The 21,131-nt window shown below is 30.3% G+C and carries 19 protein-coding genes; all 19 read right to left on the bottom strand.

Annotated features, from left to right (window positions below):
- Positions 1 to 2 precede the first annotated feature (2 nt).
- Positions 3 to 1,082, bottom strand: a complete 1,080-nt coding sequence (locus LW893_RS04825; RefSeq protein WP_233056109.1) for an NAD(P)H-dependent flavin oxidoreductase — start codon at positions 1,080 to 1,082, stop codon at positions 3 to 5.
- Positions 1,075 to 2,019 (bottom strand): enoyl-[acyl-carrier-protein] reductase FabK, encoded by a 945-nt coding sequence (gene fabK / locus LW893_RS04820; protein ID WP_233056107.1) that lies wholly within the window; start codon positions 2,017 to 2,019, stop codon positions 1,075 to 1,077. Before fabK ends, LW893_RS04825 begins: the two co-directional genes overlap by 8 nt.
- Before the next feature lie 9 nt (positions 2,020 to 2,028).
- Positions 2,029 to 2,976: a beta-ketoacyl-ACP synthase III gene (locus tag LW893_RS04815; RefSeq protein WP_233056106.1), complete on the bottom strand. Its 948-nt coding sequence runs from the start codon at positions 2,974 to 2,976 to the stop codon at positions 2,029 to 2,031.
- A complete protein-coding gene (locus LW893_RS04810) occupies positions 2,976 to 3,893 on the bottom strand; it encodes an acetyl-CoA carboxylase carboxyltransferase subunit alpha (RefSeq protein WP_233056105.1) in 918 nt (305 codons plus the stop codon). The genes LW893_RS04815 and LW893_RS04810 overlap by 1 nt, the downstream gene beginning before the upstream one ends.
- Positions 3,893 to 4,759, bottom strand: a complete 867-nt coding sequence (gene accD / locus LW893_RS04805) for an acetyl-CoA carboxylase, carboxyltransferase subunit beta (RefSeq protein ID WP_233056104.1) — start codon at positions 4,757 to 4,759, stop codon at positions 3,893 to 3,895. The genes LW893_RS04810 and accD overlap by 1 nt, the downstream gene beginning before the upstream one ends.
- Positions 4,743 to 6,110, bottom strand: coding sequence for an acetyl-CoA carboxylase biotin carboxylase subunit (gene accC, locus LW893_RS04800; RefSeq protein WP_233056103.1), 1,368 nt, complete (start codon positions 6,108 to 6,110; stop codon positions 4,743 to 4,745). The genes accD and accC overlap by 17 nt, the downstream gene beginning before the upstream one ends.
- A gap of 1 nt (position 6,111) precedes the next feature.
- A complete protein-coding gene (accB, locus tag LW893_RS04795; RefSeq protein WP_233056101.1) occupies positions 6,112 to 6,549 on the bottom strand; it encodes an acetyl-CoA carboxylase biotin carboxyl carrier protein in 438 nt (145 codons plus the stop codon).
- A gap of 43 nt (positions 6,550 to 6,592) precedes the next feature.
- Complete coding sequence (locus LW893_RS04790; protein WP_233056100.1) at positions 6,593 to 6,820, bottom strand: acyl carrier protein; 228 nt, start codon at positions 6,818 to 6,820, stop codon at positions 6,593 to 6,595.
- A gap of 231 nt (positions 6,821 to 7,051) precedes the next feature.
- Positions 7,052 to 7,570, bottom strand: coding sequence for a biotin transporter BioY (locus tag LW893_RS04785; RefSeq protein WP_233056099.1), 519 nt, complete (start codon positions 7,568 to 7,570; stop codon positions 7,052 to 7,054).
- 317 nt (positions 7,571 to 7,887) lie between these two features.
- A complete protein-coding gene (locus LW893_RS04780; protein WP_233056098.1) occupies positions 7,888 to 8,334 on the bottom strand; it encodes a hypothetical protein in 447 nt (148 codons plus the stop codon).
- Positions 8,335 to 8,435: 101 nt separating this feature from the next.
- The gene (locus LW893_RS04775; RefSeq protein ID WP_233056097.1) at positions 8,436 to 9,020 is read right to left on the bottom strand and encodes a DUF3841 domain-containing protein; all 585 of its coding nucleotides are present in this window, start codon (positions 9,018 to 9,020) and stop codon (positions 8,436 to 8,438) included.
- A gap of 118 nt (positions 9,021 to 9,138) precedes the next feature.
- Positions 9,139 to 10,209: an ABC transporter ATP-binding protein gene (locus tag LW893_RS04770; protein ID WP_233056095.1), complete on the bottom strand. Its 1,071-nt coding sequence runs from the start codon at positions 10,207 to 10,209 to the stop codon at positions 9,139 to 9,141.
- Positions 10,210 to 10,217: 8 nt separating this feature from the next.
- Positions 10,218 to 11,903, bottom strand: coding sequence for an ABC transporter permease (locus tag LW893_RS04765; protein WP_233056094.1), 1,686 nt, complete (start codon positions 11,901 to 11,903; stop codon positions 10,218 to 10,220).
- Positions 11,904 to 11,995: 92 nt separating this feature from the next.
- Complete coding sequence (locus LW893_RS04760) at positions 11,996 to 13,054, bottom strand: ABC transporter substrate-binding protein (protein WP_233056092.1); 1,059 nt, start codon at positions 13,052 to 13,054, stop codon at positions 11,996 to 11,998.
- A 330-nt stretch (positions 13,055 to 13,384) separates the two neighbouring features.
- Complete coding sequence (locus LW893_RS04755) at positions 13,385 to 14,494, bottom strand: metal ABC transporter permease (protein ID WP_233056090.1); 1,110 nt, start codon at positions 14,492 to 14,494, stop codon at positions 13,385 to 13,387.
- Positions 14,491 to 15,375 carry a metal ABC transporter permease gene (locus LW893_RS04750; RefSeq protein ID WP_233056089.1) on the bottom strand — a complete coding sequence of 295 codons (885 nt, stop codon included), beginning with the start codon at positions 15,373 to 15,375 and terminating at the stop codon, positions 14,491 to 14,493. The genes LW893_RS04755 and LW893_RS04750 overlap by 4 nt, the downstream gene beginning before the upstream one ends.
- Before the next feature lie 3 nt (positions 15,376 to 15,378).
- The gene (locus LW893_RS04745; protein ID WP_233056088.1) at positions 15,379 to 16,089 is read right to left on the bottom strand and encodes a metal ABC transporter ATP-binding protein; all 711 of its coding nucleotides are present in this window, start codon (positions 16,087 to 16,089) and stop codon (positions 15,379 to 15,381) included.
- A 69-nt stretch (positions 16,090 to 16,158) separates the two neighbouring features.
- Positions 16,159 to 17,121, bottom strand: a complete 963-nt coding sequence (locus tag LW893_RS04740) for a metal ABC transporter solute-binding protein, Zn/Mn family (RefSeq protein ID WP_233056087.1) — start codon at positions 17,119 to 17,121, stop codon at positions 16,159 to 16,161.
- A gap of 330 nt (positions 17,122 to 17,451) precedes the next feature.
- Positions 17,452 to 21,131 (bottom strand): hypothetical protein (locus LW893_RS04735; protein ID WP_233056085.1); only part of this gene is annotated, 3,680 nt, incomplete at its 5' end.

Here is a 21,131-nt window from a genome sequence, read left to right as displayed (position 1 = left end):
AATCACCTCAATTCATTATTAGCTTCAGAAACCAATTCTGAAATTAATTCTTTAACAGTTGTTATCTTATCAATTCTATAAGCATTAGTCCCTGAAAATATTAGTCCATTATCAATATCACCTTTAACAGCATTTATCAAAGCTTCTGTTATACAATAAACTGTATTTTTAGGATTACATGGTAAAATACAATCAACACAATATCTAACAGGAATTCGCCCATCTTTATCCAATCTTTCTGTGAATTTATTTCTTATTGCTCTTCCAGGAAATCCTGCTGGGCTTTTAACAATAACAATATCTTCTTTTTTAGCTTTTACAAACATCTCTTTGTATTTTTCGTGAGCATCACATTCTTCTGTCGCAATAAATCTAGTTCCCATTTGAACTCCACTTGCACCTTGCTTCACATATTTTGCAATGTCCTTTCCAGTATAAATACCACCAGCTACAAAAATTGGAATTTTTTGATTATATTTTTCTTCATAATTAACAACTAATTTCAAACAGTCTTCTAAAATTTCATCAATACTTTCACAAGTATCATTTAAAATATCATCTTTTTTAAAACCAAGATGACCTCCGGCTTCACTTCCTTCAATAACTACAAAATCAGGAATCTTATTATGATGTTGATCCCATCTTCTTAATATTAGATTTAAAGCCTTTCCACTTGATACGATTGGAGCGATAAGAACATCACTCCCTTTAGTTAATTCTGGTAAATTAAGAGGAAGTCCGGCTCCAGAGATGATTGCATCCACACCTAATTTAACACATTCCTTAACATAAGATGCATATTCAGTTGTTGCAACCATTACATTAACTCCAAGTAGTCCCTTCCCACCGGAAATTTTTCTTGCCTTATCAACTTCTTCTTTCATTGCAAGAAAATTATCTTTAGAAGTTTCTTTTAAAAATGTTTTACAGCTATAACCAGGATGAGCGAAACTTAGTACTCCCATACAATTTTCTCTCATAACATTTCCTACTAAACTTGATAGGGAAATTCCAACTCCCATACCACCTTGAATAATAGGTACTTCTAAAATTTTATCTTTTAATTTAACAGACTTAAGCATAGTCTCCACCTATTAATTTTTTCAATCTTTCAAACTCTTCCTTACTTTCTTTCATTATATTTTCAAAAATTTCATTTAGAGTCTTTTCTTCTTTTATTAAACCAGAAATTTGTCCAAGCATAACGGAACCATTTTTAACGTCACCTTCAACAACTGCTCTTTTTAAAGAACCCAATGTCAATTTTTCTAATTCCTCTCTTGATGAAATTTCTTTTTCTAATTGTAAAAATTTTCTACTCATATCATTTTTTAAAATTCTAACAGGTGTATTAATAGTTCTACCTGTAACTACAGTATCAATATCTTTTGCTTTGATTACTGCATTTTTATAATTTTGATGTACTGGACATTCTTTAGCAACTAAAAGACAAGTTCCAACTTGAACTCCAATTGATCCTAAAGCGATAGCGGCATTAAAACCTCTACCATCTGCAATTCCTCCAGCAGCAATTACTGGAATATTGATTGCATCTACAACTTGTGGAACTAGTGCCATAGTTGTAAGCTCTCCAACATGACCACCTGATTCAGTTCCCTCAACAATAACTGCATCAACACCAATACTTTCCATTCTTCTAGCAAGTGCAACAGATGGAACAACAGGAATAATTTTAATCCCTTTAGCTTTTAATCTTTCAACATAAGCACCTGGATTTCCTGCTCCAGTTGTAACAACTGCTACTTTCTCTTCTAAAATAACCTCAATAATCTCGTCGCAATATGGATTCATTAACATTATATTAACACCAAAAGGTTTATCTGTAAGCTCTTTACACTTTCTAATAGAATCCCTTACCATTTTAGCATCCATAGCTCCTGTTCCAATAATTCCAAGAGCTCCAGAATTACTAACATCCGCTGCAAATTCTGCCGTTGAAATATTTGCCATTGCTCCTTGAAAAATTGGATATTTTATACCTAATATTTCATTAATCATACTATTCTCCTATATTTCAATAATTGTAGAACCCCATGTAAGTCCGCCACCAAAGCCTACTAAAATTACTTTATCTCCTTTTGTAATTTTCTTTGATTCAAAAGCTTCGCAAAAAGCCATAGGGATACTTGCAGCACTTGTATTGCCATATTTTTCTAAATTAACAAAAAACTTATCATTATCTACATTAAGTTTTTTTGCAACATTACTTATTATTCTTTGATTTGCTTGATGAGGAATAATCAATTTAATATCTTCAATTTTTAAATTTGTCATTTCTAAAATTTTATTAATTGATTTTTCTACTACATTTATTGCAAACTTAAATACTTCTTTACCATCCATTTTTAAAAAGCCAGATTTAAGAACTTTATTTTTCATTTCAAAATTCATCTCAACATTTTCTGCAACAAGATCTTTATCATTTCCTAAACTACAAGCATAAAATTCTTCATTTTTACCGTCTTTTTCAACAACAATTGCACCGGCACCATCTCCAAATAAAACACAAGTATTTCTATCTCCAAAATCAATTATCTTACTAAGTGTTTCACAACCAATTACCAATGCTTTTTTATGATATGTATTAAGCATGGAGGCAACAACTTTTAGTGCAAATACAAATCCAGTACATGCTGCGTTAACGTCAAATGCTGTTACATTTTCTCCAAGCCCTAATTTTTCTTGTACCATACATGCTACAGATGGAGTATAATTATCAGGAGTCATTGTCGCACAAACAATCAAGTCAATTTCATTCTTATCAATATTTGAATTCTTAATTGCCTCAACAGCTGATATATACGCTAATTCACTTGTATTTTCATCTGAAATTCTACGTTCCCTAATTCCTGTTCTTTGAAAAATCCATTCATCACTTGTTTCAACGAATTTTGATAGATCATCATTAGTAACAACTTTTTTAGGAACAGCTTTCCCAAAACCTAAAATCTTCATTAATATACTCCAATATTTCTATATTTTTTATACCTATTAGAAAGTAAACTGCTTTTACTAACTTTTCTTAGTTCCTTTATTCTCTTATAAATACTTTCATCTAAAAGTTTTATAACTTCAGAAAAATTGTTTTGTGCTCCACCAAAAGGCTCCTTTATTATCTCATCAACTATTCCCTTTTCTCTTAAATCATATGCAGTAAGCTTCATCATTTCACTAGCTTCTTTACATCTAGTTTCATCTTTCCATAAAATTGATGAAAAACCTTCAGGAGATAAAACAGAATAAATTGAATTTTCAAGCATTATAATACAATCTCCAAGACTTAAAGCTAAAGCTCCACCACTTCCGCCTTCACCAATTACAACACAGATAACTGGTGTTTCAAGAGTTGAAAATTCATAAAGACATTTTGCAATTGCCTCTGCTTGACCTCTTTCTTCTGCATCTTTTCCCGGATAAGCACCAGCAGTGTCTACAAAAGTAATTATTGGTCTTTTAAATTTTTCTGCTTGTTTTGCAATTCTTATCGCCTTACGATAACCTTCAGGATTACTCATACCAAAATTTCTTTCAATATTTTCTTCTGTAGTTTTTCCCTTTGCTTGTGCAATAACTGTAACTGGAATATCATGAAATAGTCCAATACCAGAAATTATAGCTTTATCGTCCCCATAAAAGCGATCTCCATGCAATTCTACGAAATTTGTAAAAAGTCTTTTTATATAGTCTTCAGCTTTTGGATGTATTCTATTTCTAGCTATACAAACTCTATCCCAAGAAGTCAAATTTTGATTTGCTTCATGACATAGTTTCTTTATTTTATTTGAAAGATTTTCTCTTTCTTTCTCATCAGTTGTATTATTCTTTTTTTCTATAAGGTCTCTAATTATTAATTCATAATCTTTATATTCCATTACTTCACTCCATGTAAGATTAAAAGTTTATGTAGAGTATCTTTTAATCTATTTCTACTTACAATAAGATCTACAAAGCCCTTTTTAAGCAAAAATTCACTTTTTTGGAATTCCTCCGGCAATTTTTCATTTATTGTTTTTTCAATAACTCTCTTTCCAGCAAAACCAATGTAAGCTTTAGGCTCAGCAATAATAATATCCCCAAGCATTGCAAAACTTGCACTTACTCCACCAGTAGTTGGATCAGTTAAAATAGTTATATACAATAGACCTTTATCATTAAATTTTTTTAAAGCTGCACTAGTTTTTGCCATTTGCATTAAGGAGATAATTCCCTCTTGCATTCTAGCTCCACCACTTGCAGTAGCCACGATTAAAGGTAATTTTTTCAAAGTCGCATATTCGATTGAACGAGTAATTTTTTCTCCTACAACTTTTCCCATACTTCCCATCATAAAATTACTATCCATAGCACAAACAACAGCTTTTATTCCTGAAATTTCACCAACTCCACAAACAACAGCTTCATTAATTCCACTATTTGTTCTAGCCTTTTCTAGCTTTTCATCATATTGGTAAAAATTTTCTTCATTATAAGTAGTAATCTCTGCATCAAATTCACTAAAAGAGTTAATATCACAAAGCTCTCTAATTCTTTCAACAGCTCCAATTCTTAAATGATGTCCACATTTGTTACAAACAAATAAGTTAGACTCCCATTCTTCCTTAGTGATATTTTCATTACAATTTGGACAAGCTTTAAAAAGATTATCCGGAATTTCCTTTGGTAAAAATGTAGGATTATTTTTTCTATATATTTTAAGTTTACTTATCTCAATTTTTCTATGATTAAATAAATTCTGCATTTTCACTTAACTCCTTTATATAATTTGCAACATAGCTTGTATCATATCTTCCACTTATAAATTTGGCACTATGTAGTAGCAAGTATTGAAATTCTATATTCGTTTTTACTCCATCAACAAATAACTCCTCAAGAGTTGCTCTCATCTTCTTGATACAAGCAAGTCTTGTAGGCGCATAAGTTATCACCTTCATTATCATTGAATCATAAAAAGGTGGAATTGTATAACCATTATATACTGCAGTTTCAATACGAACACCATTTCCACAAGGTACATTTAAAAACTTAATCTTGCCTGGTGATGGTGCAAAATTATTCTTAGTATCTTCAGCTGTAATTCTACATTCTATTGCATAACCGTTAATTTTAACATCTTCTTGCTTAATATTAAGTTTCAAACCAGAAGCAATACGAATTTGTTGTCTTACAATATCAACTCCAGTTATCATCTCAGTAATAGGATGTTCTACCTGTATTCTTGTATTCATCTCCATAAAATAATAATTTCCAGATTTATCAACTAAAAATTCAATAGTTCCCGCTGAATAATATTTTAAATGCTTACAAATTTTAACAGCGTCTTTAATCAACTTTTCTCGAATGTTATTATCGAGAATATGACAAGGCGCCTCTTCTAAAATTTTTTGATTTTTTCTTTGCATTGAACAATCACGTTCATAAAGATGAATTACATTTCCAAACATATCTCCTAAAAGTTGTACTTCAATATGTTTTGGAGATTCTATATATTTTTCAATATAAACTCTATCATCATTAAAACTAATCTTCGCTTCTGATTTAGCAGTATTATAATTTTCAACAAAATCTGAACTGTTCCAAACAATTCTCATTCCTTTACCACCACCACCACTAGAAGCTTTTATAATAACTGGATAACCAATTTTTTCAGCTTCTTGAAGTCCAATTTCAGCAGTTTCAATTACATCCTTACTTCCAGGAATAACTGGTACACCAATAATTCCCATTTGTAATCTGGCTTCATTTTTATCCCCTAACATACTAATCAATTCATGATTAGGGCCTACAAAAATTAAACCACATTCTTCAACTAATTTGGCAAATTTTGGATTTTCACTTAAAAAACCAAATCCAGGATGAATCGCATCACATCCACTACTACAAGCAGCCTGAATAATATTATTCATATTAAGATATGATTTTAAAGGATTATCAGGACCAATACATATTGATTCATCTGCTAAATTAACATGTAATGCTTCCTTATCTCCTACAGAATGAACTGCAACTGTTGTAATTCCCATTTCCTTACAAGTTCTAATTATTCTTACTGCTATCTCTCCACGATTAGCAACTAATAACTTTCTAATCATTTTAATCTCCTATTAAGATAAGCTCCTCATCATATTCAACCATATTTCCATTTTGTGCTTTAATTTCAAGTACAGTTCCACTCTTGTTGGACTTTATCTCGTTCATAACTTTCATTGCCTCTAATATGCAAATAACATCGCCTTTATTTATCTTTTGACCAACTTTTACATATGGAGCTTCATTAGCACTTGGTGCTGCATAAAAAGTTCCAACAAAAGGAGCTTTAATCCATTCTCCTTTAACATCATTAACTTGTTCTTCAACTTTTTCAACTTTTACAGGACTACTCTTTTCAACAACATTAACAAATTCCTTAGCAACATATTCAACTTTATTATTCTTTAAATTGATTTTAAAATCTTTAAGTTCTAAAGTCATTTCATCTAATCCTGAATTTTTAAACAATTCAACAATATTATTTATTTTTTCTATATCCATAAATTTCTCCCTAAAAATTAAGTAAGCTACTCTTTGTAGCTTACTACTTAGTTTTTGACTCTATTATATCTATTACATCTTGAACTGTTTGTAATTTTACAAGTTCTTCATCTTCAATCTTTACATCGAATGCTGATTCTAATTCTAATGCAAGTTCTATTGATGATAAAGAATCAATTCCTAAATCTTCATTTAATCTTGCAGATGGAACTACTTCACTTCCTTCGATATTTAATGATTCAACTAAAATTTCTTTAACTTTTTCTAACATAATTTAATCTCCTTTTTTATTTTGATTATCAAATATTTGATAGTCAATCTTTTGACAGTCAAATTATATATTATTTGTTTTGTAAAGTCAAGTTTTTTGCAAGTTTATAAAAAATTTTTAACAAAATGTTACAAAAAACAAATAAAATCGTATATTTTAAAATAATTAAATTTAAAAATTCTCTACACTGCAATAAAAAAACAACAATTAAAAATTGTTGTCTTTAAAAATTTATTTCATTATTTTAAGTATCTTTCTATATCCAATGATTGCAACTACACAAGAAAGTATATCTCCTGGTAAGAATATTAAAAATAAATTATACAATAAAAAGCTTATTGAATACACTTTTCCATTAAGAGCATATTGTAAAAATACAAAATACAACATACCAATGATGTAAATAATTAAAATTCCAATTCCAGTAGCTAAAAATATATTTTTTTCCTTAAAACTTGCAATAAAATATGTCGCAAAAGCAAATGCTACTAAATAACCAAAAGTTGGACTAAAAATATAATTAATTCCTCCACCATTTGCAAACACTGGAAAACCAGCAAGTCCAATCATCAAATATACAATTACACTTAATACAGCAAATTTACGTTCAAGTACTAATCCTGATAGAACTACAAACAGAGTTTGTAATGTAATAGGAACAATGAAAAATGGAATCTTTATAAATGCTCCAACAGCAATTAATGCACTAAATAGGGCTGCTAAAGTAAGATCTTTTGTTCTTATATTCATTTTTTCTCCTTTCAATTTAATATTACATAAGAATTAGAACACAAAAAAATCTTTTTGTCAATATTCTTTATTAATTATTTAAAATGTGAAAATTTATTTAATATAATTTAAGTTTATATTACATAAAAAATGGTCTGTCGAAATCAACCGACAGACCCTTTTTAAAATTTTTAATAATATTTTAAATATTTTTTCATAACATCCTACTAACTTTAAAATACTAAATATAAAATAATAAGGGCAAAAAAATTATCCATTATTTTTAAAAAAACAACTAATGGCAAAAAACCATTAGTTGTTTAATTAATTTTACATATTTATTCAGGGTCACCCTTTTTATATTCCGTATTCGTTTCAACATCAACAATGGTTTTTTCATCTTTTATCCAAAACTTCTTTTCAGGGAAAAAATTAGCTGTTAAATACTTTTTTCCGCCTTCTTCAAAAATTGTCGGCTCTAAAAAGTTTCCATCATCCGTAAAATCTCCACGAAGTTTTTTAACAGATTCTTTTGAACATTTATCAAAGTCTATAGGTTTAGCCTTATAATACATACAAGGCACACCATAATATTCACCATTATCTAAAACAATTTGTGAATCATACGCATAATAATATCCACAAATTTTTTCAACCTCTTTACTTGCCTTTCTAACTACTTGCTTATTTGCATTATCGTCATTAACTTTAGAACTTTTAGAACAACCGGAAAAAGCAATAAAAACCGGCAAAATCAAAGCTAATTTTCTAAAAAATTTTTTCATAATATCCTCCTTGAAATTATTCAAAGTCTAACCTAAAATATGTACATTATATCATTTTCCAAAAATTCTAAAATAATTATTTATTATATTCACAGTTAAATTTAAGGAATAATATCTCCTTTTTTTACCAAAGCAAAAATCCACTCTTTTTTTATTTTCCAAATGTTTGCTTGAACTCTGTAAATATTCCATTCATCAATATCGAATATTCTAGCCCAACTGTCTATAACTATTTGTCTTTCTTCTGGAAAAACATTCTTATACTTTCCCTCAAAAAACTCAAATCCGTTATCTATCCCTTTTTCTTTTAATCTTTTTTTATACTTTTTATCATCTTCTTCATTCAAAGGGATATAATGATGATTGAGTACATAATCCCATTTAACTCCGTCAAAATAGATTACCTCATCTTTTGGAACATCTAAAACATATAAAACCGAATTTTCTATTGGAGGCATACAATTTTTATTGCTAACTCCACACCAAACAGGCATTTCAACTTCATCAGGCTTTGGTACTCTTTTACTCGCCTCTTTTACAAAATAATTATAACAACCTAAAATATAGTCAGAAATCACTCCAAAATTTTCTTTGACATAAGAAATTTTATTCGTAAAATAACCTTTCTCTTCAATTTCTTTTAAAGATCTAATATCTTGTCTAGTATATAATCTTACAGTTTCCATATATTCACATCCCTTCTTATCTCTATAATTTATTATATTACATTAAAACACAAAAATCAAATTGAAAATAATACACAAAAAAGCTATTGAAAAAATTCAATAGCTTTAAAATTAATTTTTATGTTATTATTTTAGTGTAATCTTTTCCGTCATCGTCAAATACCATAAAGTTTTTAATTCTTAATTTGATATCTGCTTTTTCTTCATAAACTCCATAAGTTTCAACATGGTCGATAACTCTGACTACATTGTCATTTCCTAAATCTACCTTACAATCATTAACATCTCCAAGATAGAATTGGCTTACAAGTTTAGCATCAATAGTTCCATCTTTTTCATCAATTCTAAGGGCTTCAGGTCTTATTGCAACAATAACATTACCAGTCTTATCTCCATCATATGGCAATTTCTTTCCAGTATCTGCAAGTTCAACAAAGCCGTCTTTTGCAACTCCTTTAATGAAATTAACACGACCCACAAAGTTTGCAACAAAAGGATTTACAGGATTTCTGTAAATTTCTTCTGGAGTTCCTATTTGTTGAACAACACCCTTATTAATCAAGATAATTTTATCACTCATTGTCATAGCTTCAATTTGATCATGAGTTACATATACAACTGTAATTCCAAGTCTTTTTTGAATTTCCTTTATTTCAAAACGCATTTCTTCTCTAAGTTTTGCGTCCAAGTTTGAAAGAGGTTCATCAAGTAAAAGTAATTTTGGTCTAGAAATTAAAGCACGTCCAAGAGCAACTCTTTGTTGTTGTCCACCGGAAAGTTCTGATGGTTCTCTATCTTTATATTGAGATAAGTGAACTATTTCTAAAACTTTTTCAACTCTTTCTTTTATTTCTTCTTTCTTAACACCTGCTATTTTTAATGGATAGGCAACATTATCAAAAACATTCATATGAGGCCAAACTGCATATGATTGAAATACCATTCCTATTCCTCTTTTTTCGGGAGGAAGGAATGTTTTTCCTCCTGATACAACTTTATCCCCTATTAGAATTTCTCCACTTGTTGGTTTTTCAAAACCAGCAATTAGTCTTAACATTGTTGTTTTTCCACAACCTGAAGGTCCTAATAAAGTTATAAATTCTCCATCTTTAAATGTTTCTGTAAAAGGTTTTAAAACTTCTACATCACCAAAAGATTTGCTTATTTCTTTTATCGTAATAGTTGACATTTTTCCTCCTAAATTGAAAACTTACCTTTTGTAATCTTATTTAAAATCCAGTTTACTACCAATACAAAAATCAAAATTGCAGTAGCAAGTACACTTGCTATTTGTTGACTATGATATGTTTGATAATTATATAATTCGAAACCAATTGTCTTTGTATGAGATGAATACAATAATGTACTCATTGTAAGTTCATAGAAACTAGGCATGAAAATTAAGAAAATACCTGCAACTATTGATGGCATAATAAGTGGTGCAGTAACATCTTTAATCATTCTTAACCAACTAGCTCCAGAAATTTGTGATGCCTCTTCCAACGATGGATGCACCTGACTCATTCCAGAAACAACTGTTCTCATTCCCATTAACATATACTTAATCATATATGCAATTATCATAATATATATTGTATTGTAAATATTTATTCCAAATTTACCACTCATTGTCATTATAAGAGCAAGAGCTATTGCAATACTTGGTGTTCCTGACCCAACTGTAATTAAGAAGTCTGGAAGCTTTCTTCCTTTAACTTTAGTTCTTTGTAACAAATAAGCCATCATACAAGAGATTACAATTCCTATAAGTGCTGCTGCAGAAGCTGCAATTAAACTGTTTATTGTAGAACTTAATATACTATCTCTTGTTAGCATTTGTTGCCAGAATCTAAATGAGAAATTCTTAGCATTTAATGGCTTGCCCATATTGATTGTTACAGAAGTAAGTGCTACTGTTATAAATGGAACAATAACTACTATAAATGCGAATAGTGAAACTAAGATTGTAAGAGGAGTTCTCCACTTCCCTAAGTCAACTATTGTAGGTCTTGTTGATTTTCCACTCATAGTTATATATTGTTTCTTTCCAAGTACAAATGTTGAAAAATATAAAACCAAATTGGCAATTATCATTAAGAATACAGCAAGAGTAGTGGCATCAATAATACCTTCTTCATTTCCAATATGAACAAATTCAATTATTCTTGTTGTAACTGTATGAATTTGTCCTGGAGCGCCGATGATTGATGGAATACCATAACAAGATGCAGCTGTTACGAAAACTAAAAGTCCTGCAGCTATTAAACTCGGCGTCATCATTGGAATTGTAACTGTAAATAATGTCTTTAAAGGACTAGCTCCTGAAATTCTTGCAGCTTCTTCTAGTGATGGATCCATTTTTTCCATAGCACGAGAAATTGTAATAAATGCATAAGGATAATAGAAACAAGTTAATACCCAAATCATTCCCCATACGCTGTAAATATTAAAAATCGGTTCGCTAAGCCCAAATATTTTTTGAATAAACATATTTAAAGTTCCAACTCTTGGATTTAAAAGTCTAAGCCAAGCCATGGCTCCTACATAAGGTGGAACCATATATGTAATTACAAACATAGTTCTAAATATTTTTTTACCATATAAATTTGTTCTTCCTACTAAAAAAGCTAGTGGAAATGCGATTAACATTCCAAAAAATGTAGTTGCAACCGCTGTAACAAGAGTATTTCTAATAGCTATAAAGTTTGCATCGTAGCTGTAAACTCTTTTAAAAGCCTCAAAAGTAAAACTTCCATTAGGAAATACGGATTTAACAAATAGATATAAAAGTGGGAAAACTTCAAAAATAAGTAAAAGTGCAACAATAGATAACATAACTATCCATTTTATATCTAATTTAAATTTTCTTTCTGTCTTTTGCATAAAATAAACCTTTCATTAACAAGAGGGAGTTTCCTCCCTCTGTTATATTTTTTTATTGTGAAATAATATTTCTTTAAATTCTAGAAAAATAATTATTTTTTACCGATTGTATCAGTGAACATCTTTCTTAGAGAATCTCTATCTTTTACCATTTGTTCCCATTTAACATTGATACTATTTCCTGTAATTTCAGAAGTTTTAATTGCATCGTATGGAACTTCAGGGAAATCTTTTAATACTGAATGCATCCAGCCTTTAACTATAAATTTTTGACCTTCATCTGATAAAAACCATTTTGAAATAGCTTCAGCAGCTTTTGTATTCTTGTTTTCAGTTAATTTTTCATCTACAATCATAATTGGTGAAGGAACTACAATTGTTCCGTCTGTTGGATAAATAACTTCTAATGATGAGTTATCATCTTGTCTTTTCTTAAGAACTGATTCTTCAAGAATCATAAGTTCGTCCATTTCACCAGTTTCAAGTTTTGTTAAAGCAACGCTACCAGCTTCGATAGCAACTTTTCTTTCAGCTAATTTTTTGAAATAATCTTCAGTATATTTATCTTTTAATCCACTGATTGCAGCTAGAGCTGTACCAGATTTTAATGGGTCTGACATAGAAATTTTTCCAGTAAGACTTTGTTTTTCAGCGAAATCTTTAAAACTTAAAGCTAAATCTTCTTTCTTAGTTTTTTCAGGATTGTAAGCTAATACCATGTTAGAAATTCTAACTGGATACCAATATCCTTCTTTATCATATTCAAAAGCTAATTTATCTTTGTTATCGATATCAAATTTATGTAATACTTTCTTTTCTTTTAATTCATAAGCATATGAAGGTTCTGCAACCATTATAATATCACAAGCAAGTTTTCCTGCATCAATTTCACCAGCAATCTTTGTTTGTAATGTTCCAGTTCCACCTTGGAAAAATTCAATTTCACAATTTGGAAATTTCTTCTTTAAAGCAGGTTTCATATTAGCAATTATATCTTCATACATTGAAGTATAAATTCTTACTTTTCCTGTAACTTCTTCATTTGCTTTCATATCCTTGCTTGCTTCTTCTTTTTTTTCAGTCTTTCCACCACAAGCAGTAGTACCAATCATTAATGCTGACAACATAAGCGCCAAAAATTTCTTTTTCATAAATCCTCCTAAATAGAAATGATATATTTAATTGAGTAATATCTCAAGATTAATTATATTCAAAATCTTTAAAAAAATCTATATATTTTAAGTCGTTTTTTAAAATAATTTTGAAATTTCAAACTTTTTAAAAGGGTCTTTTTTGTCCCTGTAAAAATATTTATCCCAATATATTATTTTTTATTTAAAAATTACTATCTAAAAAAATAAATAAAAAAGAGAGAAAATTTGTGAAAAATTGTCTCTCTTTTAAAATTTTATTAATTTTTTGAAATAATTTAATAACAAAGCTTTGATATTTTGAAAACGATATAGAAAATCATTAAGCTTCTATTTCATCCACTCATTAAACTTATCTAATGTCTTTTTTCTACCATTTTCAGTAACTTTAATGATATCATTTTCAATATATGCAAAACCTTTATTTAATATGTCTTTTAAAACTTTTTCAAATTTATTTTTTGCATAACATAAATGTTCATTAATTTTTTGAATATTACATTCCGTACATTCTCTATCTGTATTTTCATGATTTATTAAATGTAGCATCATAGTAACTTCTGCAAATTCATTTCTTTTTCTCTTCTCATTTATTATTTTTCTGATAATTCCATTTCTTGGTTCAAAAATGAAAACTAGGAAAAATATCATACCATTTATAACTGCAATTGTTCCTGCAATGGAAAGGTCATATAGATAAGCTGCATAAAATCCTAATACACTGCTTAAGACTCCTATAAACACACTAATAAATATCATTTTTTTTAAATCATGTGTTAAAAGATATGCTGTTGCTGATGGAACAACCATATAGGATATTACAAGTATTGATCCAACTGCATTAAATGCTCCAACTGTTGTAACAGATACCAAACTCATCAATGCATAGTAGATAACAACAGGTGTAAATCCAGAAATTATACTTAAGTTCTTGTCGAATGTAGAAATTTTTAACTCCTTGAAGAATACTCCAACAAAAACTAAATCAATTATGAAGATTACAGCCATTATAAAAATAACTTTTGACATCTCATATCCAAAAAATTCAATTCTTGGAATTATTGAAAATGCAACTTCTCCAACTAAAACAGAGTCAACATCAAGATGTACTCCTCTTAAAAATTTTGAAATCAAAATTATCGCAATACTAAATAAAAAAGGAAATACAAGACCTATTGATGAATCTTCATGCAATGTTGTCTTTTGATTAATAAGTTCAGTTAAAAATACTGTAAATATTCCAACTAATCCTGCTCCGACAATAAGCAATGGACTTGTTAAATCTTTGGTAATAAAAAAAGCAATTACAATTCCAAGTAAAATAGTATGTGTTATAGAGTCAATCATCATGGACATTTTTCTAAGAATTAAAAATGGTCCTAATAATGAACAAGCGGCAGAAACTAAACTAACAGCTAATAAAATCTCTAATTGTCTCATCTAGTACCTCCTTGCAAAGTTCTCTTTCTTTTAAACACAATTCCTTTTTTTGGTGAAAATAATACACTAAAAAAAACAATCAAACTTGCAACTATTGTTATGACTGGTCCAGTTGAAAGTCCTTTATAGTACATACTTATAAAAGAACCTACAATTCCAGAAAACGCACCAAAAATTCCTGATAAAATCATCATTACATTGAATTTATCAGTCCATTGTCTTGCTGCAACAGGAGGCGCAATAAGCATTGTACTCATAAGAATTACTCCTACTGATTGAATTCCCATAACTATTGAAATTACAAGTAAAACTATAAGTATTCCTGTCATTACATTTATTGAAAATCCCTTTGTTTGTGCAAATTCCGGATCAAAAGAAAATAGTTTTAGCTCTTTCCATAATAATAAAATCACACACAATACTACAATAATTATTCCAATTAAAAAATATATATCCTTTTTTAAAAAAGCAGCAGCTTGTCCAAATATGAATTTATCAAGACCAGCTTGATTAGTATTTGCTTTTCTTTGAATTAAAGTTAATAACACAATCCCAAGCCCAAAAAATGTGGACAAAACTATCGCCAATGCACTATCAAATTTTACTTTAGATTTTAAATCTATGCCAAAAATAAGGAGTGCAGCAATAACCCCTGCTAAAAAAGCTCCAAAAAGTAAAAATTCCAAATTTTTAATTCCAAGAACCATAAAGGCAATACAAACTCCAGGTAATGTTGAATGGCTGATTGCATCACATATAAGTCCTTGCTTTTTTACCGTAACATACACTCCCATAACTCCACTTAATAAGCCTAAAAGACCAGACCCAAGAGCTATCATAACAAAAGTATAGTCGGTAAGTAAATCTAAAATTTCGTTCATAATCTATACCCTATATGCCTTATTTATATTTTCTTCTGTAAAAACATCCTTAACTGAACCAGATGTGATAACAAATTTATTTAAAAGCACAACCTCATCAAAATATTCCTCAACAGTTCTTAAATCATGATGAACAATAATGATTGTCTTTCCGTTATCTCTAAGTTCCTTTAAAATCTTCATTATTTCTTTTTCTGTTTTAGCGTCAACACCTTTTAAAGGCTCATCTAAAAAATATATTTCACTATCTTGAACTAATGCTCTCGCTAAAAAAACTCTTTGTTGTTGACCACCTGAAAGGTCGCTAATTTGTCTTTCAACATAATCTTCCATTCCTAGTTTCTTTAAAGAATCCAAAGACAACTCTTTTTCTCTCTTTCCAGGTCTCTTAATCCAACCAAGTTTTCCATAAGTTCCCATCAAAACTACATCCAAAACATCTGTTGGAAAATCCCAATCTACTGATTCACTTTGTGGAACATAAGAAATATCTTTTCTAAATTCCTTATATGTTTTACCAAAAAATGAAATCTTTCCAGATGAAGTTGGAATTAAATTCAACATCGCTTTTAGTAAAGTTGACTTACCAGCACCATTTGGTCCCATAATTGCAGTTAATTTTCCCTTTTTTATATCCAAATCAACATCCCAAACTACAGGTTTCAAATAGTAAGCAATGGTTAAATCTTCAACTTTTACTGCTATTTCGTCCATTTTATTCCTCCAAATAATTAAAAAATCTCCTAATATAAGTATATATATTTAGGAGATTTTTTTCAAGTTTTATTTTAAAGCATCAACTATTGTATCTATATTGTATTTAAACATTGAGATATAAGTATTTTCCTTTGTATTATCATCTCCCAATGAGTCAGAATATAATTCTCCACCTATCTTAACATCATGACCTTTTGCCTTACAAGATTCAACTAAAGATTCAATTGTTTTCTTAGGAACAGAAGATTCAACAAAAACTGCCTTTATTTTTGATTCAACTAAAAAATCAGATAGTTTTTTAATATCAGCTGCACTGGCTTCTGATTCTGTACTAATTCCTTGTATAGCTTCTACTTTGAAACCAAATTCTTTCGCAAAATAATTAAAAGCATCATGAGCAGTAACTAATACTCTTTGATTTTCAGGTAATTCTGAAACTTTTTTCTTTATATATTCGGAAAGTTCATCAAGTTCTTTTTCATATTTAGCAAGATTCTTATCAATTTCTTCAGCTTTTGAACTATCGGCTTTCTTTAAACCTTCTGCAACATTCTTAGCAGCTATCTTCCAATTTTGAACACTGAACCAAATATGTGGATCATTAGGACCAGCACCTTCTTCATCCCATGGAAGCAATTTATCTGATGGTATATTTTTTGCTGCAGTAACTACATTTTTATTTTGTTTTTCTAATCCTTGTAAAATCTCTCCCATTTGTCCTTCTAAATGTAATCCATTTACAACTACAACATCTGCTTTTTCAAGTTTATCCACATCTCCAGCTGTTGGCTTATACAAATGAGGATCTACTCCCGCTTTCATCATTCCTTCTACTTCAAAATTATCTCCACCAATTTGTTTTACCAAATCTGTTAACATTGTACTTGTAGCAACAACTTTTTTCTTCGAAGCCTTTTGCTCAGTTTTATTATCAACATCCTTAGTTTTATTTGCTTCTTTTTTTGTACATGCTCCTAAAATACCTACAGAAAGTACTAGAGCAAGTAATAACATAAATTTCTTTTTCATTTTTTCCTCCTAATAATACCGTTAAGAGTTTTTTTATCTCTTACTATTATATATTACCATATTTTTAAATTAATAACAATAATTATTATTAAAATTATAAAATTTTTTTTAATTTTTTATATATTATAGATATACCTTAAAAAATAAATTCAAAAAAGAACCACACCCTTCCTCGATGCTTTGCATCGGGCGGGTACCCGAGAACCTTGATACTTCGTAATAAGAACCCCACCCTTCCACGATGCTTCGCATCGGGTGGGTACCCGGGAACCTTGTTGTTTCACAATAAAAAAATAGTTGAGGATTTCCTCAACTATTTTAAAATTTTATTTATTTTTTTCTCTTTTTCTTGAAAACATATAATCCGCCTACCAATGACATAAATGTAGTTAATAATGACTCACTACCTACTGATGTTTTTGGTAATCTATTGTTTGTATTTCTTGAATCTTGAGAAATATTTGGTTTTCCGTTTAAACCTTTTAATGCATTTACTAAATCTTCTTTAGCTTTATCAACTTCTTTTTGACTTGCATTTGGATTATTTAATACGTCTTTTGCTTTTTGTAAAGCATCATCATATTTTTTCTTAGCATCTTCTGAAGCATTCTTGTATTCGTCAGAACCTTTTACAGTATCTTCCTTATCTACTTCTGATTTTAAAGAGCCTTTATCAGTTTCTTTTCCATCCAAATCGCCTTTAGCTTCTTCTAAGTCTTTTTTTGCCTTATCTACTTCTGCTTGTGTTGCATCTGGGTCATTTAATACTTCTTTTGCTTTATCTAATGCATCATCATATTTCTTTTTAGCATCTTCTGAAGCATTTTTATATTCATCTGAACCTTTTACATCATTTTCTTTGTCAGCTTCCGCTTGTAAGGCATCTTTATTTGTTGGTTGACCATCTAAAGCATTTTTTGCATCTTCTAAGTCTTTCTTAGCTTTATCTACTTCTGCTTGTGATGCTCCTTCTTTTTCGTCAACTTTCTTCGCTTCTTCTAAGGCTTTATCATAAGCTTCTTTCTTTTCATCAGTTGCATTCTTATACTTATCGTCAGCTTTAGTTGTTGGATCTTTTGCTATTTCTGCTTTTAAGGCATCCTTATCAGTTGGTTGACCATCTAAAGCATTTTTTGCATCTTCTAAGTCTTTCTTAGCTTTATCAACATCTGCTTGACTTGCATTTGAATCAGCCAATACATCTTTTGCTTTTTGTAGAGCATCGTCGTATTTCTTCTTAGACTCATCTGTTGCATTTTTATAAGAATCAGAATCTTTTACATTATTTTCCTTATTAACTTCTGCTTGTAAATCATTTTTATCTGTTTCTTTACCATCTAAAGCATCTTTTGCATCTTCTAAATCCTTCTTAGCTTTATCAACTTCTGCTTGTGATGCATCTGGATCGGCTAATACATCTTTTGCTTTTTGTAAAGCATCATCGTATTTCTTCTTAGCTTCTTCAGTACCATTCTTGTATCCATCAGAATCTTTTACATCATTTTCTTTATCAGCTTCAGATTTTAAAGCGTCCTTATTTGTTGGTTGACCATCAAGAGCATTTTTCGCATCTTCTAAGTCTTTTTTAGCTTTATCTACTTCTGCTTGACTTGCACCTTCTTTTTCATCAACCTTTTTAGCTTCTTCTAAAGCCTTATCATATGCTTCTTTCTTTTCATCAGTTGCATTTTTGTACTTGTCGTCAGCTTTAGTTGCTGGATCTTTTGCAATTTCTGCCTTTAATGCATCTTTATTTGTTGGTTGACCATCAAGTGCATTTTTCGCATCTTCTAAATCTTTCTTAGCTTTGTCAACTTCTGCTTGAGTAGCTCCTTCTTTTTCATCAACTTTCTTTGCTTCTTCTAAGGCTTTGTCATATGCTTCTTTCTTCTCATCAGTTGCATTTTTGTACTTGTCATCAGCTTTAGTTGTTGAATCTTTTGCAATTTCTGCCTTTAATGCATCTTTATCAGTTGGTTGTCCATCAAGTGCATTTTTCGCATCTTCTAAGTCTTTTTTAGCTTTGTCAACTTCTGCTTGAGTAGCTCCTTCTTTTTCGTCAACTTTCTTTGCTTCTTCTAAGGCTTTATCATATGCCTCTTTCTTTTCATCAGTTGCATTCTTGTACTTATCATCAGATTTAACATCAGTTTCTTTTGCTATCTCAGCTTTTAAAGCGTCTTTATCAGTTGGTTGTCCATCTAGAGCTGCTGCTGCATTTGCTAAATCTTCTTTTGCTTTATTTACTTCTGCTTGTGTTGAACCTTCTTTTTCATCAACCTTTTTCGCTTCTTCTAAGGCTTTATCATATGCTTCTTTCTTTTCGTCAGTTGCATTTTTGTATTTGTCATCTGCTTTAACAGTTGGGTCTTTTGCGATTTCTGCTTTTAGAGCATCTTTGTTTGTAGCTTGACCATCTAAAGCTGCTGCTGCATTTGCCAAATCTTCTTTAGCTTTATTTACTTCAGCTTGAGTAGCTCCTTCTTTTTCATCAACTTTCTTAGCTTCTTCTAAGGCTTTATCATATGCTTCTTTCTTTTCGTCAGTTGCATTCTTATACTTATCATCTACTTTAACAGTTGGATCTTTTGCTATTTCTGCTTTTAATGCATCTTTGTTAGTAGCTTGACCATCTAAAGCTGCTGCTGCATTTGCCAAATCTTCTTTAGCTTTATTTACTTCTGCTTGTGTTGCACCTTCTTTTTCATCAACCTTTTTTGCTTCTTCTAAAGCTTTATCATATGCTTCTTTCTTTTCATCAGTTGCATTCTTATACTTATCGTCAGCTTTAGTTGTTGGATCTTTTGCTATTTCTGCTTTTAAGGCATCCTTATCAGTTGGTTGACCGTCAAGTGCATTTTTCGCATCTTCTAAGTCTTTCTTAGCCTTGTCAACATCTGCTTGACTTGCATTTGAATCAGCCAATACATCTTTTGCTTTTTGTAATGCATCGTCATATTTCTTCTTAGATTCGTCAGTAGCATTCTTGTAATTATCAGAACCTTTAACGTCATTTTCCTTATTAACTTCAGACTGTAAATCATCTTTGTTAGTTGGTTGACCGTCTAGAGCATTTTTAGCATCTTCTAAGTCTTTCTTAGCTTTATCTACTTCTGCTTGAGATGCTCCTTCTTTTTCGTCAACTTTCTTCGCTTCTTCTAAGGCTTTATCGTATGCTTCTTTCTTTTCATCAGTTGCATTCTTATACTTATCGTCAGCTTTAGTTGTTGGATCTTTTGCTATTTCTGCTTTTAACGCATCCTTATCAGTTGGTTGACCATCAAGCGCTGCTGCTGCATTTGCTAAATCTTCTTTTGCTTTATCAACTTCTGCTTGTGATGCTCCTTCTTTTTCGTCAACTTTCTTCGCTTCTTCTAAGGCTTTATCGTATGCTTCTTTCTTTTCATCAGTTGCATTCTTATACTTATCGTCATCCTTAACTGTTGGATCTTTTGCTATTTCTGCCTTTAAAGCATCCTTGTCAGTTGGTTGACCATCAAGCGCTCCTGCTGCATTTGCCAAATCTTGTTTTGCTTTATTTACTTCTGCTTGTGTTGCATCTTCTTTTTCGTCAACTTTCTTAGCTTCTTCTAATGCTTTATCATATGCTTCTTTCTTTTCATCAGTCGCATTTTTATATTTAGAATCAGCTTTAACTGTTGGGTCTTTTGCGATTTCAGCTTTTAGTGCATCTTTATCAGTTGGTTGTCCATCAAGCGCTGCTGCTGCATCTTCAAGGTCTTTCTTAGCTTTATTTACTTCCGCTTGTGTTGCATCTGTTTTAGCGTCGATTCTCTTTGCTTCTGCTAATGCATCGTCATATGCTTGTTTCTTTTCGTCAGTTGCATTCTTGTACTTGTCATCAGCCTTAACTGTTGGATCCTTTGCTATTTCTGCCTTTAATGCATCCTTATCAGTTGGTTGTCCATCAAGCGCTGCTGCTGCATCTTCAAGGTCTTTCTTAGCTTTATTTACTTCCGCTTGTGTTGCATCTGTTTTAGCGTCGATTC

The organism is Parvimonas micra (assembly GCF_021300775.1).
In the GTDB taxonomy this organism is placed as follows: domain Bacteria; phylum Bacillota; class Clostridia; order Tissierellales; family Peptoniphilaceae; genus Parvimonas.
The sequence above is the reverse complement of the archived record's forward strand: the minus strand, read 5'-3'. Positions and strand labels throughout refer to the sequence as shown.